The following is a 15,901-nucleotide window of genomic DNA, read 5'->3' as shown; positions in this document are numbered from 1 at the left end:
GGACTGCAAATATGAAATGGAAAGAGCAGATGTTATCATTAAAAGCCTATCAGCCAGGACGGACGACAGACGATGTAAAAAAAGCATATGGATTGAAAGAAGTTGTGAAACTGGCATCGAATGAAAATCCATTTGGATCATCAGAAAAAGTGAAAGAGTGCATTCATGCATATGCTGATTCGTTCGCGATTTATCCGGATGGCTACACAGGTAGTCTACGCACAGTGATGGCTGAATTTTTACAACTCGATGAAAAGCAGCTTATTTTCGGCAACGGTTCAGATGAAATTATTTTAATGATTTCCCGTGCCATGCTAGAACCAGGTAAAAATACAGTGATGCCGACACCAACATTTCCTCAGTATCGTCATAATGCCGTTGTTGAAGGCGCGGAAGTCCGTGAAATTGAGCTTTTAGAAGGCGCACATGACCTCGATAAGATGGCTGATGCGATTGATGAAAACACAGCAATTGTCTGGCTGTGCAGCCCGAATAATCCGACTGGCATACATATTACAGACAACGAGCTTCGCGCATTTTTAGACCGCGTACCACAAGATGTATTCGTTGTGCTTGATGAAGCGTATTATGAGTATGTTACAGCAGCAGATTACTTCGACGCACGTGAAATCATCAAGCAATATAAGAATGTGATCGTTCTTCGCACATTTTCAAAAATTTACGGTCTTGCGGCATTTCGTGTCGGTTACGGCTTTGCGGATGAGTCATTAATCGCGCAGCTTGATCCTGTTCGTGAACCGTTCAATGTAAACACACTCGGACAGCAGACGGCAGCAGCAGCTATCAGTGATCAATCATTTATTGAGATGTGCAGCTCTGAAAACAAAGCGGGCTTAGAACAGTTCTATGCATTTTGCAAGGAAGAAAACTTAGATTATTATCCGTCTGAAGCTAACTTCATTTTGATCGATTTTAAATGTGATAGCGATGAGCTGTTTGAATATTTAATGTCAAAAGGCTACATCGTTCGATCGGGTGCAGCGCTTGGCGTTCCAGGCACTGTCCGCGTAACAGTCGGTTCAAAAGAACAAAACGAAGGCGTCATGAGAGCGATGAAAGGCTTTTTGACAGAAACTGTGAAGAGATAGAAGGTGTACTCGCCTATGAGGGGAAATGTGTTTATTGCAGGCCTTGGCTTAATTGGTGGATCACTTGCTAAGGCGATTAAAAAAGCCCATCCACAGGCACATATTATCGGATTTGATTTACGCGAATCCGAACTGGGGCTTGCGGACGCGCTTAATATTATTGATGAAAAAGCGGCCTCATTTGAAGCTGGTGCAGCTACTGCAGATTTAATCATTATTGCTGTGCCTGTTTTGCAGACGGAGCATATGATTGAGCATCTGGCATCACTTCCACTAAAAAAAGGTGTATTAATTACGGATACAGGCAGTACGAAAAGCCGTATTATGAAGCGGGCACGTGTATTAGAAGAGAAAGGCATTGCATTTATCGGTGGCCACCCAATGGCGGGATCGCATAAAAGCGGTGTTGCAGCAGCAAAAGAATTGCTTTTTGAAAATGCGTTTTATTTGTTGACGCCACCAAAATCGGCAGAAGAAAAGAATATAGCTATTTTAAAAAAATGGTTGGAAGGCACGCGGGCAAAAATAATGGAAGTAACAGCAGAGCAGCATGATGAAATGACGGGTGTCATTAGCCACTTTCCGCATATTATTGCCGCTTCCCTCGTTCACCAAGCGCGAAAATTTAACGATGAAAACCCGCTAATTGAACGGCTAGCAGCTGGTGGATTTAGAGATATTACGCGCATTGCGTCATCTAATCCAGAAATGTGGAAAGACATTTCGCTTCATAATAAAGAGATGTTGCTTACGCTTCTGGCGGACTGGCGCGATGAAATGAATGACGTCCTTTCTATTTTAGAAAAAGAAGATGAGGATGGGTTGTATCGTTATTTTGATGATGCCAAAACATTTCGTGATTCCTTGCCGATTCGTTCACAAGGTGCGATTCCTTCTTTTTACGAGCTGTACGTGGATGTACCCGATTATCCAGGGGTTATATCGGAGTTGACTGCCTATTTGGCTGAAGAGCGCATCAGTATTACAAACATTCGCATTATGGAAACACGCGAAGATGTATTCGGTGTTCTTGTTATTAGTTTTCAAAATGAAAAAGATCGCTTACGTGCAAAAATTTGCATTGAGCAAAAAACGACGTACGACTTATATTTAGCATAAGAGAGGGTATGAACAGATGAAACTGAATTTCGGACAACCGTCTCTTGGCGGGAGAATTGAAGTGCCTGGCGACAAATCCATCTCGCATCGCTCGATTATGTTCGGTGCGCTTGCAAATGGAAAAACGGTCATTCGTCACTTTTTAAAAGGGGAAGACTGTTTAAGTACAATTGATTGCTTCCGCAAACTTGGCGTAGAGATTGAAGAAACAGACGAAGAAATTATTGTTCATGGAACAGGATGGGATGGATTAAAAGAACCGTCGTCGATTCTCGATACAGGTAACTCGGGGACGACAACACGTCTTATGCTGGGCATTCTTGCAGGATTGCCGTTCCATTCGGTCATGATTGGCGATGAATCGATTGCCAGACGCCCAATGGATCGTGTAACGGTGCCGCTTGCATCAATGGGAGCGGATATAGCGGGACGCGATAATGGACGGTTTACGCCGCTTTCCATCCGAGGCAGCAAGCTAAAGACGATAGAATACAGGCTTCCTGTCGCGAGCGCCCAAGTAAAATCAGCTGTTATTTTCGCCGCACTGCAGGCAGAAGGTGAATCCGTTATTATCGAGCCAGAAGCGACGCGTGACCACACGGAAAAAATGATTGAACAGTTTGGCGGTATCGTCCGCCGCGAAGGAGACCGCATCATCATTAAAGGTGGTCAGTCTTTTAAAGGAACCGATGTATACGTACCAGGCGATATTTCTTCTGCAGCGTTTTTTATGGTTGCTGCTGCCATTGCTCCACATAGCGAGATTGTTCTTCTGAATACCGGATTAAATGAAACGCGTACTGGAATTATTGATGTATTCAAACAAATGGGTGCCGATATGACGATTGAAAAAACATCTTTTAAAGGCGAAGAAATTGGCACGATTACAGTCCGTACATCCAAATTAAAAGGTACCGAAATTAGCGGAGCGCTTATTCCTCGCTTAATTGATGAAATACCGGTTATAGCGCTTCTGGCTACGCAAGCAGAAGGTGAAACCATTATTCGCGATGCGGAAGAGTTAAAAGTAAAAGAGACGAATCGGATCGACACGGTTGTCGATGAGTTGAAAAAACTGGGTGCAGACATTGAAGCGACCGATGATGGAATGATCATTCGAGGAAAATCGAAGCTGCACGGTGGATCTGTTTCTTCTCACGGTGATCACCGTATTGGTATGGTCATGGCCATTGCAGCACTTATTGCAGATGGAGAAGTCAAGCTTGAGAATCCTGAAGCTATTGCGGTATCTTATCCAGAATTTTTCGAACATGTGAATCAGCTGATCAAATAACGTCCTCTTGTCGAGGACGTTTTTCCAGTTTATAAAAAGAAGGAAATGAACAAAAAGAATAGAATTAACAATACAGGCGAAAAAGTTGATGATTTGAATGTGTTTGATTAAAATAAAGAATCAAGAAAAGAAGTTTGATGAAAGAAGAGGCGAATATGTATGATAAATGCAGAGAAAATGATTGCACATCTTGAACAGGGAGACATGGAAAAGGCGTCTTCACTGTATGAGAGTGTACTTGCCTCAAGCGACGCAGAAGAACAATTCATGCTGGGTGAGCAATTGCTCCAGCTAGGTTTTTTAGATGAAGCACGACAGCTTTTCATGGTTCTCCTAGAGTCGTTTCCGGGAGAAGGCGAGTTGTCGTTGCTATTAGCCGAGACACTGGTCGAGATGGACCGAGAAGAAGAAGCGATGAATATTCTGGAGGAAATTGATGATACCGATCCGTTTTATGCACGCTCGCTGCTCGTTCTGGCAGACATCTATCAAATGCAAGGGCTGTATGAAGTAAGTGAACAAAAATTATTGAAAGCGCAGCGTGTAGAGCCGGACGAGCTAATCATAAATCTTGCACTCGGTGAATTATATTTGGAAGAAGGCAAGTTTTTGGAAGCGGTGCGGCAATATGAGACGCTTGCTGAAGCGAATGAAACTGAGATCGCTGGCATTTTGATTTATAAACGATTAGCCGAAGCATACAGTGCCGGCGGAGCGTTTGAAGAAAGTCTGCCGTTCTATAAAAAAGCGCTTGATTCAAAAGTGGATGTCGATACGCTCTTCATGTACGGTTTCACTGCATTTCAAGCAGGACAGTATAAACTCGCGGCGATTAAATTAACAGAGGCAGCTGAACTGGACCCGGATTACCATTCTATTTATTTACACCTTGCCCGTGCATATGAAATGGAAGAAGAAATCGATTTAGCCCTTGAAGCGGCAAGATCCGGCCTTGCCCGTGATACGTACCAAAAAGAATTGTATTTGCTTGCCGGCAAACTGGCATTGAAAAGCGGAATGGAAGAAGAAGGAGAATCTCATTTACGCGAATCGTTAGCCCTTGATCCAGAATATACAGAAGCGGCACTTGCGTTAAATGCGCTTTTAATGAAAAAAGAACAGTACGCGGGAGTGCTTGAAATCGTCTCGATGTTCCGTGAATCAGGCAGTGCAGAACCTCTTCTTTTATGGGATGCGACGCGTGCGGCTGAGCGTCTGGAAGAATATGAAGAAGCCGGCGAACTGTATGCACAGTTGTTCCCTATATTAAAAGAAAACACGGAATTTTTATCAGAATATGGATATTTTTTACTTGAAGAAGGACGTCGTGCTGACGCGCTTGTCGTATTTGAAATGCTTTTAAAAGAAGAGCCGCAAAATGATGAATGGATAGATTTAGTCGATCGTCTTAAAATGGATGTATACTAAGTGATTGGGAGTGATGGTAATGACTGCCCCGGTTTCTGCTCATGAGAAAAAAGATTTTATCCGCTGGTTTTTAAATCATTATCAGTTGAAAAGAAGAGAATCCGTCTGGATTTTAAACTATTTAATGAGCCACGACCAGCTGATGGAAAATGTGCACTTTGTCGATGATGCCCAATATTGCCCGCGCGGCATGATTATGTCTGCACACTGTGTAGACAGCGCGCCGTTTCGTTTTTTTAAAGACAATATTATGACAACAGACGCGGAGAAATCGTTTCATGATATACGTTTAAATAAAGAAGAAGACATTTTTATTGAATTGAAGTTTAACGGTGCTCCTCAGTCGCACCAATACGCAGCCGTTCGAGAAGAAAATCCTTTTATGCCAAAGCAGATGAGGTTAACAGAAAAAGAAAAAGAACTGGCAGAACAGTTTTTGAAATGGAGCGTCTATGAATTTCAACGGGATAGGCTTAATGAAAAAATTGATGAAGCGCTTGATTGCGGAGACAAAGAACGATTTTTACAGTTGACTGATCAATTAAATGATCTAGCAAAACACATCAAAACGTCTGATAATTAAACAGGCGTTTTTCTTTTGCCATTTGCCTCGCACTCATGTTTGCAACAGCAGAAAAGGGAGTGTATGATAAAAAAAGAGGTGAAAAAAATGAACTGGAACGGGAAAGATACAGCTCTTTTTTTGCAGCAAAAAGAGTATATTGACACGGCCATTGTACCTGTTGTGCCAGCTGACTTTGGTCCGGGTATGATTGGGGCAGCGGAACAGTATGAATTTATTCAACTGCTCGTCACATTTCTTGAAAAACAATTTAAAGGGCGTTTGCTCGTCACACCGCCGCATGCCTACTTGCCGGATCGTGATGAATTGGTAAGCGATGCTGCTGAGTGGACAGGAAGGCTGAAAAAGGTTGGATTTAAACATGTTTTCTTTTTCACATCAGATAGTCGATGGAGAGAAAGGGAACAAGAAACGGGTGCGGCTGTTATTTGGGTGCCGTCTGTACCACTTGGTGATATGGAAGACAGTGTGAAATATTCACTCATTGAAAATCAGGCGAAGCAAATTGTCAATATTATTGTACAGAAATGGCAGGAAAGTGTATCATAATTCAAAAAATCGTCACAACCTAATATCTGTTTTCATTCCGGATGATATTGACCTGTTACGCTGTATAGATTATCATAATGATGTCCTAGTTTATGTTTATGCTCATACACGGTCCGTCGAGGGCGAAGCTTATTGTATAGAGGGGGGAAAAGAATGAGTAAAAAACAACCTGTATCAAGACGTCAGTTCCTGAACTACACACTAACGGGTGTAGGCGGTTTCATGGCAGCAGGGATGTTGATGCCGATGGTGCGTTTTGCTGTAGATCCAGTGCTGAAAGGAGAAGCAGCCGGCGAATATCATCCGACACAGCAAAAAGTATCTGAATTAACGGATACACCTGTACGCGTCGACTTTTCTTATGAGCAAACCGATGCATGGTACACATCTGAAGTAACGCACACCGCCTGGGTATACAAAAATGACAAAGGCGAAATTGTTGCATTATCACCGGTGTGTAAACATCTTGGCTGCACAGTCAGCTGGGAAGGAAACGATCATAAAGACAAGTTTTTCTGTCCATGTCACAATGGCATGTACGAAAAGAACGGAAAGAACATACCAGGAACACCACCGCTTAAACCGCTTGATGTTTATCCAACAGCTGAAAAAGGCGGCTTGCTGCAACTTGGCAAACCGGAGGCAAACAACGTGTAAAGGAGGCGTAATAAATGCTTAATAAAATTTATGACTGGGTTGACGAACGTCTCGATATTACGCCAATGTGGCGTGATATTGCTGACCATGAAGTGCCTGAGCACGTAAACCCGGCCCATCATTTTTCGGCATTTGTATACTGTTTTGGCGGTCTGACGTTTTTTGTCACTGTCATTCAAATTTTGTCAGGTATGTTCTTGACAATGTACTACGTGCCAGACATTAAAAATGCATGGGAATCTGTTTATTATTTACAAAATGAAGTTGCTTTTGGTGTAATTGTACGTGGTATGCATCACTGGGGTGCGAGCCTCGTTATCGTTATGATGTTTTTACATACGTTACGTGTATTCTTCCAGGGAGCGTACAAAAAGCCGCGTGAATTGAACTGGGTTGTCGGCGTACTTATTTTCTTCGTCATGCTCGGTCTTGGTTTCACAGGTTACTTGCTTCCTTGGGATATGAAAGCACTATTTGCTACAAAAGTAGGAATCGAGATTGCGGCTTCAACACCGCTGATCGGTCATGAACTGAAAGTATTGCTTGCTGGACATCCTGATATTATCGGTGCGCAAACGTTAACTCGTTTCTTTGCGATTCATGTGTTCTTCTTGCCGGCGGCTCTTCTTGCTTTAATGGCAGGTCACTTTATCATGATCCGCAAACAAGGTATTTCAGGACCATTGTAAAAAATAAATTAACCGTTATTTTTTAAAAAAGAAGGAGGGGACACAATGCATCGTGGAAAAGGGATGAAGTTCGTCGGCGACTCACGTATACCGTCAGAACGAAAACCAAATATACCAAAAGATTATTCGGAATATCCAGGCAAAACAGAAGCTTTCTGGCCAAACTTCCTTTTGAAGGAATGGATGGTCGGGGCCGTATTCCTAATTGGTTATTTATGCGTAACAATCGCTCATCCATCACCGCTTGAGCGTGTAGCAGATCCGACCGATACAGGCTATCTTCCATTGCCTGACTGGTATTTCTTGTTTCTCTATCAATTGCTTAAATACACATATGCTTCGGGTCCATACAACGTAATTGGCGGTTTTATTATTCCAGGTCTTGCATTTGGAGGCTTAATGCTTGCACCGTTTATCGATCGTGGACCGAAACGCCGTCCGACGCAACGTCCATTTGCGACAGGGTTTATGCTGCTTTCATTTGCAGCGGTTATTTACCTTACTTGGGAATCAGCCGATGCAGTTGACTGGGAAGCGAAAGAAGCAATGGGGGCCATCGTAGAAGAAGCAGAGATTGACACAAATTCGGATGGATTCAAAATTTATCAAGAAAACGGTTGTATTAACTGTCATGGTGATACATTATCCGGAGGGGCAGCTGCTCCGTCACTCGTTGGCACCGGATTGAAGCCGGAAGAAATTGCTGAAATTGCGAAAAACGGTCGAGGTGGAATGCCTGCCGGAATGTATAAAGGCAATGAAGAAGATCTCGTTAAATTGTCTGAATTCATTTCAACGCTTGAAGCAAAATAATAAAAAAGAAAGGACTGCCGGATTTGTTCGGCGGTTCTTTTTTATGGAGGATTGCCGATGCTATACTTCCTTTTGTCAAACCGTTCGTTTATGTGGGCACTGTTTTTGATCAATTTAGTAGGCACTGTTTACGGATATATTTGGTATATGCCTCAGCTTGAGCAGACACCGGCGGTTTACCTGCCGTTTGTGCCGGATAGCCCGACAGCAAGTTTGTTTTTTACGATTGCCTTGTTCGGCTTGCTTATTGGACGCGGATGGGGTCTTATGCAGGCACTCGCTGTCATGACGCTATTTAAATACGGGATATGGGCCGTTGTGATGAATATATTGACATTAATCGTGACGGGGCACCTCTCGTGGATCGGCTGGATGCTTGTCGCCTCTCATTTTGGTATGGCGATACAGGGACTGTTATATGCACCATTTTTTAAGGTGAAAGTCATCCATCTGATGATTGCGGCTATCTGGACTCTACATAATGAAATCATTGATTACGTATATATGCAGTATCCCGTTTATTCACAGCTTCATTTGTACATTCAAGAGATTGGCTATTTTACATTCTGGCTTAGCATTATATCGATTTTTGTCACATGGTACATGTGCGCCAGATCAAGCCGGACAACCTGGTGATAAGTCATCATCTTTTCTCCACCCACCTGCATATACTATGACATGTGGATGGGGGGAGTGGAGATGGATAAAATCATCGTCTTTATATGGAGTTTCCTTCTCGTATTTGTTCCAGTGAGCGGCGCCGAAGAGATGAAGCCGAAAGAAAAAGAACAGCTCGTTCATGTAACGGCGCTGACCGGCGGTGTGATCATTGCGGCACTTGTATATACAGGGAGAAAAAAGTATAAAGGAATGAAAAAAGAAGAAGTGATGAAGCGTAAACATTGACGTATAGGGGAATAGATCGGTACAATAATAGTAACAAAATACGACATTACACATGGAGGTAGACAGAAGTAAATGAGTTTTCTACTATACTTTGCGATCATTATTATCGTACCATTATGGGCGCAATTTAAGGTGAAAAGTACGTACAAAAAATATTCACAAGTACCGGCTTCCACAGGTATTACTGGCGCGCAAACAGCGAGACGTATTCTCGATGAAAATGGATTACAGCAAGTAAACGTAGTGGAGACACGTGGATTTTTAAGCGATCATTATAACCCGATGACGAAAACAGTTCATTTATCATCAAACAACTTTCACGGTCATTCGATTGCTGGTGCCGCTGTCGCAGCGCATGAAGTCGGCCATGCCATTCAAGATAAAGAAGCATATGCGTTCCTTCGTTTCCGTCATGCACTTGTCCCGGTAGCGAATATCAGTTCAAACTTATCATGGGTGTTTATTATGATCGGTATCTTTTCCACAATGACAAACATGCTGTTGCTCGGTATTGTGCTAATGGCAGCGGGTGTATTGTTCCAGGTAATCACATTGCCGGTAGAATTTAATGCTTCCAACCGTGCAATAAATCAAATTGTTTCATCCGGGATTATTCGGAATGACGAAGAACGGGAAGCACGGAAAGTGTTAAATGCTGCTGCGATGACATATGTTGCCGCTGCAGCAGTTGCCGTACTTGAACTTGTGCGATTGATCTTAATGTATACAGGTATGCAGCAAAGTGATGATTAATCAAAAGCACCAGAATCTTCATGATTCCGGTGCTTTTGTCATTCGATCGGCTGTTTGTTTTCATCCAGCGTGAATCCTTCGCCAAATACGTCATGAACGACTGTAACGGATACAAATGCATGCGGATCAACAGCGTGAATCATATTTTTTAATCGGACAATTTCATTTTTGCCGACGACACAGTAAAGCACATCGCGCGGTTGTTTTGTGTAGGAGCCGTATCCTTTTAAAATGGTAACGCCACGCTCCATCCGCTTGTTTATTTCAGCGGCAATCTCCTCATTTTGATTGGAAATAATCATCGCACCGCGCGCTGCATACGCCCCATCTTGCATGAAGTCAATGACGCGTGCACCAGTGAATACGGCGACAAGCGTATACATCGCTTCTCGGTAATCAATGTAGGTGAGGAGAGAGGCAAGGATGACGCATGCATCAAAAATAAACATTGTTTTCCCCATGCTGATCTGCCGGTATTTATGCAAAAGCCGTGCGATGATATCGACGCCGCCGGTTGTGCCGCCATAGCGGAACGTAATACCGAGCCCGGCACCGATAAAAACACCAGCAAATAAAGCTGCAAGAAACAGATCGTCATGAAGTGGAATGTGAAACTGCCAGCGCTGAAAAATCCACAAAAAAAGCGAGACGCTAAACGTGCCGATGAGTGTGTAATAAAATGACACACGTCCGAGCAATTTCCATCCGATAAAAAAAAGCGGAATATTCAACAAAAGGTTAGAATATGCCGGATTAATATGAAAAAAGCTGTATAATAAAAGCGTAATACCAGTGAATCCGCCTTCTGCAAGATTGTTTTGCATGTTAAAATGAACGAGTCCGAATGAAAAAATAGCCGAACCCAGTAAAATAAATAAGATATTTTTGAAACGCATGCTAAACAACATAAAATCCCTCCTTCCCTTTATTATAACGATAAGCAGAAAAAAATTGCGCCGTCCGTTTATAATTAGTAACATAGGTAAAGAAAGTGGTGAATAAAGTGGAAAAATCAATGCGAAGCATGCAAAAAGAAGTCGATGATTATATCGGCCAGTTTAAAGAAGGTTATTTCAGTCCACTCGCGATGATGGCGCGCTTGACAGAAGAGTTAGGTGAGCTTGCGCGTGAAGTAAACCATTATTACGGGGAAAAGCCGAAAAAATCGACAGAAGAAGAAAAGACGATTGAAGAAGAACTCGGCGATGTTTTGTTTGTGGCGATTTGTCTAGCAAATTCGCTTGATATCGACTTGCAGACAGCACATGACCGGGTCATGAATAAATTCCAGACGAGAGATAAAGACCGCTGGACGAAAATCGAGGAGGAACAACAATGAGCAGTATTCGTGTCATTATTGCAGGTCCACGAGGCCGCATGGGAGAAGAAGCAGTAAAAATGGTGATGGACACACCAGAATTTGAATTAGTGGCAGCGCTTGATCGGAAACACGGCGGCGAAACGTTGTCAGATATCGGATTTAAAGGATCAGACGCACCAATTTATACAGATGTACGCGACTGTTTTGCAGATCAATTAGCCGATGTATTAATTGACTTGACGACGCCTGAATTTGGCTATATACATACGAAAGCAGCGCTGGAGCATGGTATTCGTCCCGTTGTTGGTACAACGGGATTTACTGATGAACAGCTTCAGGAGTTAAAAGAGTTATCAGAATCAAAAGAACTTGGCTGCATTATCGCGCCGAACTTTGCCATAGGTGCCGTGTTAATGATGAAATTTTCACAATTGGCTGCAAAATACTTTGACGACGTGGAAATCATTGAATTGCATCATGACAAAAAATTGGATGCGCCGTCTGGTACAGCGGTGAAAACAGCCCAAATGATTAATGACGTGCGCGAACCGAAGCAGCAAGGCCACCCGGAAGAAAAAGAAACGATTCCAGGTGCGCGAGGGGCGGAAATGAACGGAATGCACATTCATAGTGTTCGCCTGCCGGGATTAATTGCCCATCAGCAAGTATTATTTGGTGCAGACGGTGAAACGCTCACAATCCGTCACGATTCATACAATCGGGCGTCCTTTATGTCCGGCGTAAAAGTGTGTGTCGAAACGGTCATGAAAACGAAAACGCTTGTGTACGGCCTTGAAAATATTCTTGATTAATGGAGGGGTTTATTTATGAATATTGCACTTATTGCACATGATAAAAAGAAAGATGCTTTAATCGAGTTTGTTTCACTTCATAAAGATGTATTTGCTTTGCATTCATTATTCGCGACTGGTACGACTGGTACTAGAATTATGGAGGCAACCGCTCTTGATGTACATCGTTTTCAATCAGGGCCGCTCGGGGGCGATCAGGAAATTGGTGCCCGCGTTGCCCGCGGCGAAATTGATTTTGTTTTTTTCTTCCGTGACCCGTTAACAGCACAGCCGCATGAGCCGGATGTAACGGCGCTCTTGCGTCTTTGCGACGTATATGCGGTTCCGCTTGCGACAAACATTGGAACAGCGCGCGCCATCGTAAATGGTATTTTAGCAGAGATGAGTGAGGGAACGGCAGGCGAATAAGATGAGACTCAACATTGGTATAACTTGCTATCCAACTGTCGGCGGCTCGGGCGTTGTAGCGACGGAGCTCGGAAAGCTGCTGGCAGAAAAGGGACATAACATTCATTTCATTACATCGGCCGTTCCATTCCGTCTGAACCGGATGTATCATAATATATTCTTTCATCAAGTGGACGTCAATCAATACTCCGTTTTTCAATATCCACCATATGATATTGCGCTTGCCAGCAAAATGGCGGATGTCATTGAACGGGAAAAGCTCGATATATTGCACGTTCATTATGCCATTCCGCATGCGGTTTGTGCGATTCTAGGAAAACAAATGGCGAAATCAAACGTAAAAATTGTGACAACGCTGCACGGAACGGATATTACGGTGCTCGGATCTGATTCATCGCTCACGCAGGCAATTAAATTTGGCATTGAACAGTCTGATGCGGTCACCGCTGTGTCTCATTCACTTGTAAGCCAGACAAAGGAACTGATTGCGCCCGAGAAAAACATTGAAACGGTGTACAACTTTATTGATGAACGTGTCTACCGGCCAATGGAATCGATTTATCATTTGAAAAAAGAGTATGGCATTGAAGACGGTGAAAAAGTCATTATTCATGTGTCGAACTTCCGGCCAGTGAAGCGGGTTACAGATGTTATCAATGTATTTGCCCGTATTGCGGAGTCAATGCCTGCGAAACTTTTTCTCATCGGCGATGGCCCTGAAATGACAGTCGTCTGCCGGCTTGTCGAAGCACTCGGACTTGAAGGGCGTGTCCTTTATCTTGGCAAACAGGACAATTTAGCAGAACTGTATGCGATTAGCGACTTGAAGCTGCTTTTGTCTGAAAAAGAAAGCTTCGGTCTCGTTGCGCTTGAAGCAATGGCGTGCGGTGTGCCATGTGTTGGAACAGACGCGGGCGGGATACCAGAAGTGATTGATGATGGGAAGAATGGTTTCATCCGTCCGATTGGCGACATTGAAGCGATTAGCGAAGCGGCTATAACACTGTTAACGGATCAATTGTTGTATGAAAAAGTAAAAAACGAGGCCATTAAAACGGTGAAGACACGTTTTCATTCAGCGGATATTGTAGAGCAATATGAACGGGTGTATGATCGTCTTTTAAAGGAGAATGATTATGATTGACGATCCTTTTTTTAAAGAAGCATTCCCGATCTTGCAGGCGCTTGAATCGGCCGGTTATGAAGCATACTTTGTGGGAGGAGCAGTTCGAGATCTTTTTTTAAATAGACCCATTCATGACGTAGATATCGCAACATCCGCCACACCGGATGAAGTCAAAACCGTCTTTCTTCACACAGTAGACGTTGGGATTGAGCACGGAACCGTTCTTATTTTGCTTAATGGTCACAGTTTCGAGGTGACCACATTCCGCACAGAATCCACGTACAGTGATTTTAGAAGGCCGGATGATGTCCAGTTCGTTCGGTCGCTGCAAGAAGATTTAAAGCGCCGTGATTTTACGATGAATGCCATGGCTATGACGTCCAATGGGCAGTTTATCGATCCATTTAATGGAAGGGAAGACTTGAACAACCGAATGATTCGGACCGTTGGAGATGCATCAGAGCGATTCTCAGAAGATGCCCTCCGTATCATGCGTGCCGCCCGATTTGTCAGTCAGCTTTCGTTCGAACTTGATTCGGACACGATGCAGGCAATGAAAGAATATGCGCCGCTGTTGTCGCACATTGCGGTTGAACGAAAACTGAATGAAATGGATAAGCTATTCGCTGGCTTAGCTAAAGAGAAAGGATTATCTGTCCTCATTGAGACAGGCCTTTTTCTGTTTCTACCTGGTCTTTCCAGTCAAAAAAAAGCACTTGTCCAAATGAAGGCAAGAACGTTAAAGTCATTAAACGCGGATCAAATGTGGCTGCTCATCGCTTATGAAGCAACAGACAGACACGTAACAGACTTTTTGCGTAACTGGCGCATGTCAGCGAAACGGATTAAACGAATTGAAAAAGGTGTTCGTACATTAAGAAGAGTGCGTGCAGAAGGCTGGCACGATGTTCTGTTATACGAGGCACAGCTTGAAGCAGCAGTTGACTGTGCTGAAGTAGAAGCAGTGCTTGATGGACGTGAATCAAAATCAACAGATGTCATTGCCCACTGGCAAGCACTGCCGATCAAAGACAGGGATGAACTAGACATAACGGGTTCTGATTTAATGGAGTTGAGCGGAAAACAACGCGGCATCTGGATTAAAGAATGTCTCATATTATCCGAAAAAGCGGTTGTGAATCGTGAAATTGAAAATAAGAAAGAACAAATAAAGGAGTGGTTGCGGTCGTGCAATCTTCTGTAAAGCATACGTTACTTGAAGCTTTTTCAAAAGCGGACGGCGAATTCGTATCCGGACAAGCGCTTGCTGATATGATCGGCTGCTCACGCACAGCGGTTTGGAAGCATATCGAATCACTTCGCCAAGAAGGATTCGAACTCGAAGTGGTCCGAAAAAAAGGGTATCGTATTACGTCCAAGCCAGATAAAGTGAGTGAAAATGAATTACTGATCGGACTTGAAACAAACCGTTTAGGCAAGCGGATTGTCTTTAAAGAAAGCGTGGAATCAACGCAAAAAGAAGCGCATCAAATTGCGGAAGAAGCAGAAGAAGGCACGCTCGTCATCGCAGAAGAGCAAACAGAGGGGAGAGGACGGATGGCGCGTCCGTGGCAGTCGCCAAAATATACTGGCATCTGGATGAGTATCATTTTAAAACCGGAACTGCCTCCCTTTAAAGCGCCACAGTTTACGCTTATTGCGGCAGTCGCCGTTACAGAAGCAATTCGTGATACAGCAGGTGTCATGCCGTCCATTAAATGGCCGAATGACCTATTGTTAAACGGGAAAAAAATCACTGGTATTTTAACTGAATTGCAAGCAGACGCTGATCATATCCGCTCGATTATCATCGGCATCGGTGTGAACGTGAACCAGCGTGAATTTCCGGAAGAACTTGCTGATATTGCAACATCGATTGCGATTGAAAAAGGGGAAACGGTCTCTCGTGCAAAAATTGTTCAAGCAATTATGAAAAACTTGGAGACGTATTACGATGAATATATGACGAACGGATTCAGTCTCATTAAAGAGAAATGGGAGTCATATGCTATTTCAATCGGACGTCACATTATTGCACGCACCGTCACGGGGACAATCCGTGGTAAAGCACTCGGTATTACCGATGATGGTGTTTTGAAATTGGAAGATGAAAATGGAATCATTCATGATATTTATTCAGCCGATATTGAAATCGAACAGTAAATTATCGTAGTCAAAGAATACACACCCTGTTATAATGAACTTAAATCAGGCGGTATCAAGTTGAGCTGCACCGGTTAAACAAGTGAAAATGAAATCTTACTTAATAAGACGTAAACTGCCTTGATCCATATGGACAGGGACAGAGGGTCGAAACATTTAAGCCGTATTGAA

General features: G+C 43.3%; 19 protein-coding genes. 18 read left to right on the top strand and 1 reads right to left on the bottom strand.

From position 1 onward, the window contains the following. Positions 1 to 11: 11 nt before the first annotated feature. The 12 genes from hisC (at position 12) to A3M5_RS0110750 (ending at position 9,900) form a co-directional block, all read left to right on the top strand. On the top strand, positions 12 to 1,109 hold the full coding sequence (gene hisC, locus A3M5_RS0110805; RefSeq protein ID WP_018393785.1) for a histidinol-phosphate transaminase: 1,098 nt from the start codon (positions 12 to 14) through the stop codon (positions 1,107 to 1,109). A gap of 15 nt (positions 1,110 to 1,124) precedes the next feature. Further along, on the top strand, positions 1,125 to 2,228 hold the full coding sequence (locus A3M5_RS0110800) for a prephenate dehydrogenase (protein WP_018393784.1): 1,104 nt from the start codon (positions 1,125 to 1,127) through the stop codon (positions 2,226 to 2,228). A gap of 16 nt (positions 2,229 to 2,244) precedes the next feature. Further along, positions 2,245 to 3,522: a 3-phosphoshikimate 1-carboxyvinyltransferase gene (aroA, locus tag A3M5_RS0110795; protein WP_018393783.1), complete on the top strand. Its 1,278-nt coding sequence runs from the start codon at positions 2,245 to 2,247 to the stop codon at positions 3,520 to 3,522. Positions 3,523 to 3,681: 159 nt separating this feature from the next. Beyond that, positions 3,682 to 4,950: a tetratricopeptide repeat protein gene (locus A3M5_RS0110790; protein ID WP_018393782.1), complete on the top strand. Its 1,269-nt coding sequence runs from the start codon at positions 3,682 to 3,684 to the stop codon at positions 4,948 to 4,950. 19 nt (positions 4,951 to 4,969) lie between these two features. Then, positions 4,970 to 5,533 carry a ReoY family proteolytic degradation factor gene (locus tag A3M5_RS0110785; protein WP_018393781.1) on the top strand — a complete coding sequence of 188 codons (564 nt, stop codon included), beginning with the start codon at positions 4,970 to 4,972 and terminating at the stop codon, positions 5,531 to 5,533. 87 nt (positions 5,534 to 5,620) lie between these two features. Then, positions 5,621 to 6,082, top strand: a complete 462-nt coding sequence (locus tag A3M5_RS0110780; protein ID WP_026221678.1) for a YpiF family protein — start codon at positions 5,621 to 5,623, stop codon at positions 6,080 to 6,082. Positions 6,083 to 6,235: 153 nt separating this feature from the next. Continuing rightward, entirely contained in the window at positions 6,236 to 6,739 is a 504-nt protein-coding gene (locus A3M5_RS0110775) for a Rieske (2Fe-2S) protein (RefSeq protein ID WP_018393779.1), read from the top strand. A 14-nt stretch (positions 6,740 to 6,753) separates the two neighbouring features. Then, positions 6,754 to 7,428 carry a menaquinol-cytochrome c reductase cytochrome b subunit gene (gene qcrB, locus A3M5_RS0110770; protein ID WP_018393778.1) on the top strand — a complete coding sequence of 225 codons (675 nt, stop codon included), beginning with the start codon at positions 6,754 to 6,756 and terminating at the stop codon, positions 7,426 to 7,428. A gap of 45 nt (positions 7,429 to 7,473) precedes the next feature. Further along, positions 7,474 to 8,241 (top strand): menaquinol-cytochrome c reductase cytochrome b/c subunit, encoded by a 768-nt coding sequence (locus tag A3M5_RS0110765; RefSeq protein WP_018393777.1) that lies wholly within the window; start codon positions 7,474 to 7,476, stop codon positions 8,239 to 8,241. Between the two features lie 51 nt (positions 8,242 to 8,292). Then, positions 8,293 to 8,877, top strand: a complete 585-nt coding sequence (gene lhaT / locus A3M5_RS0110760; protein ID WP_155894703.1) for a lipoprotein heptaprenylglyceryl N-acetyltransferase LhaT — start codon at positions 8,293 to 8,295, stop codon at positions 8,875 to 8,877. Between the two features lie 63 nt (positions 8,878 to 8,940). After that, positions 8,941 to 9,147, top strand: a complete 207-nt coding sequence (locus A3M5_RS0110755; protein ID WP_018393775.1) for a sporulation protein YpjB — start codon at positions 8,941 to 8,943, stop codon at positions 9,145 to 9,147. 72 nt (positions 9,148 to 9,219) lie between these two features. Beyond that, complete coding sequence (locus tag A3M5_RS0110750; protein ID WP_018393774.1) at positions 9,220 to 9,900, top strand: zinc metallopeptidase; 681 nt, start codon at positions 9,220 to 9,222, stop codon at positions 9,898 to 9,900. A 38-nt stretch (positions 9,901 to 9,938) separates the two neighbouring features. Here the strand turns inward: A3M5_RS0110750 and A3M5_RS0110745 are convergent, their stop codons facing one another. Next, positions 9,939 to 10,808, bottom strand: a complete 870-nt coding sequence (locus tag A3M5_RS0110745; RefSeq protein ID WP_018393773.1) for a YitT family protein — start codon at positions 10,806 to 10,808, stop codon at positions 9,939 to 9,941. 107 nt (positions 10,809 to 10,915) lie between these two features. Here A3M5_RS0110745 and A3M5_RS0110740 point away from each other — a divergent pair, with 107 nt between their 5' ends. From A3M5_RS0110740 to A3M5_RS0110715, 6 genes are read left to right on the top strand one after another with little or no spacing between them, the layout of a single operon-like run. Further along, positions 10,916 to 11,239 carry a nucleotide pyrophosphohydrolase gene (locus A3M5_RS0110740; protein WP_034286755.1) on the top strand — a complete coding sequence of 108 codons (324 nt, stop codon included), beginning with the start codon at positions 10,916 to 10,918 and terminating at the stop codon, positions 11,237 to 11,239. Beyond that, positions 11,236 to 12,033 (top strand): 4-hydroxy-tetrahydrodipicolinate reductase, encoded by a 798-nt coding sequence (gene dapB / locus A3M5_RS0110735; protein ID WP_018393771.1) that lies wholly within the window; start codon positions 11,236 to 11,238, stop codon positions 12,031 to 12,033. The genes A3M5_RS0110740 and dapB overlap by 4 nt, the downstream gene beginning before the upstream one ends. A gap of 15 nt (positions 12,034 to 12,048) precedes the next feature. Next, positions 12,049 to 12,441, top strand: a complete 393-nt coding sequence (locus A3M5_RS0110730) for a methylglyoxal synthase (RefSeq protein WP_018393770.1) — start codon at positions 12,049 to 12,051, stop codon at positions 12,439 to 12,441. A gap of 1 nt (position 12,442) precedes the next feature. Next, positions 12,443 to 13,585: an N-acetyl-alpha-D-glucosaminyl L-malate synthase BshA gene (gene bshA, locus A3M5_RS0110725; RefSeq protein WP_018393769.1), complete on the top strand. Its 1,143-nt coding sequence runs from the start codon at positions 12,443 to 12,445 to the stop codon at positions 13,583 to 13,585. After that, positions 13,578 to 14,771, top strand: coding sequence for a CCA tRNA nucleotidyltransferase (locus A3M5_RS0110720; protein WP_018393768.1), 1,194 nt, complete (start codon positions 13,578 to 13,580; stop codon positions 14,769 to 14,771). The genes bshA and A3M5_RS0110720 overlap by 8 nt, the downstream gene beginning before the upstream one ends. After that, on the top strand, positions 14,756 to 15,730 hold the full coding sequence (locus A3M5_RS0110715) for a biotin--[acetyl-CoA-carboxylase] ligase (RefSeq protein ID WP_018393767.1): 975 nt from the start codon (positions 14,756 to 14,758) through the stop codon (positions 15,728 to 15,730). The genes A3M5_RS0110720 and A3M5_RS0110715 overlap by 16 nt, the downstream gene beginning before the upstream one ends. The last annotated feature ends 171 nt before the right edge of the window (positions 15,731 to 15,901 follow it).

Source organism: Bacillus sp. 37MA, from assembly GCF_000372765.1.
GTDB lineage: Bacteria > Bacillota > Bacilli > Bacillales > Domibacillaceae > Domibacillus > Domibacillus aminovorans.
The sequence above is the reverse complement of the archived record's forward strand: the minus strand, read 5'-3'. Positions and strand labels throughout refer to the sequence as shown.

What these genes read in the sequence shown, in the direction of transcription:
- hisC (WP_018393785.1), top strand. Translation starts at nt 12, where the DNA reads ATGAAATGGAAAGAGCAGATGTTATCATTAAAAGCCTATCAGCCAGGA.
- A3M5_RS0110750 (WP_018393774.1), top strand. Translation starts at nt 9,220, where the DNA reads ATGAGTTTTCTACTATACTTTGCGATCATTATTATCGTACCATTATGG.
- A3M5_RS0110765 (WP_018393777.1), top strand. Translation starts at nt 7,474, where the DNA reads ATGCATCGTGGAAAAGGGATGAAGTTCGTCGGCGACTCACGTATACCG.
- A3M5_RS0110730 (WP_018393770.1), top strand. Translation starts at nt 12,049, where the DNA reads ATGAATATTGCACTTATTGCACATGATAAAAAGAAAGATGCTTTAATC.
- A3M5_RS0110790 (WP_018393782.1), top strand. Translation starts at nt 3,682, where the DNA reads ATGATAAATGCAGAGAAAATGATTGCACATCTTGAACAGGGAGACATG.
- A3M5_RS0110775 (WP_018393779.1), top strand. Translation starts at nt 6,236, where the DNA reads ATGAGTAAAAAACAACCTGTATCAAGACGTCAGTTCCTGAACTACACA.
- A3M5_RS0110745 (WP_018393773.1), bottom strand. Translation starts at nt 10,808, where the DNA reads ATGTTGTTTAGCATGCGTTTCAAAAATATCTTATTTATTTTACTGGGT.
- dapB (WP_018393771.1), top strand. Translation starts at nt 11,236, where the DNA reads ATGAGCAGTATTCGTGTCATTATTGCAGGTCCACGAGGCCGCATGGGA.
- A3M5_RS0110720 (WP_018393768.1), top strand. Translation starts at nt 13,578, where the DNA reads ATGATTGACGATCCTTTTTTTAAAGAAGCATTCCCGATCTTGCAGGCG.
- qcrB (WP_018393778.1), top strand. Translation starts at nt 6,754, where the DNA reads ATGCTTAATAAAATTTATGACTGGGTTGACGAACGTCTCGATATTACG.
- A3M5_RS0110740 (WP_034286755.1), top strand. Translation starts at nt 10,916, where the DNA reads ATGCGAAGCATGCAAAAAGAAGTCGATGATTATATCGGCCAGTTTAAA.
- A3M5_RS0110785 (WP_018393781.1), top strand. Translation starts at nt 4,970, where the DNA reads ATGACTGCCCCGGTTTCTGCTCATGAGAAAAAAGATTTTATCCGCTGG.
- bshA (WP_018393769.1), top strand. Translation starts at nt 12,443, where the DNA reads ATGAGACTCAACATTGGTATAACTTGCTATCCAACTGTCGGCGGCTCG.
- A3M5_RS0110780 (WP_026221678.1), top strand. Translation starts at nt 5,621, where the DNA reads ATGAACTGGAACGGGAAAGATACAGCTCTTTTTTTGCAGCAAAAAGAG.
- A3M5_RS0110800 (WP_018393784.1), top strand. Translation starts at nt 1,125, where the DNA reads ATGAGGGGAAATGTGTTTATTGCAGGCCTTGGCTTAATTGGTGGATCA.
- aroA (WP_018393783.1), top strand. Translation starts at nt 2,245, where the DNA reads ATGAAACTGAATTTCGGACAACCGTCTCTTGGCGGGAGAATTGAAGTG.
- A3M5_RS0110755 (WP_018393775.1), top strand. Translation starts at nt 8,941, where the DNA reads ATGGATAAAATCATCGTCTTTATATGGAGTTTCCTTCTCGTATTTGTT.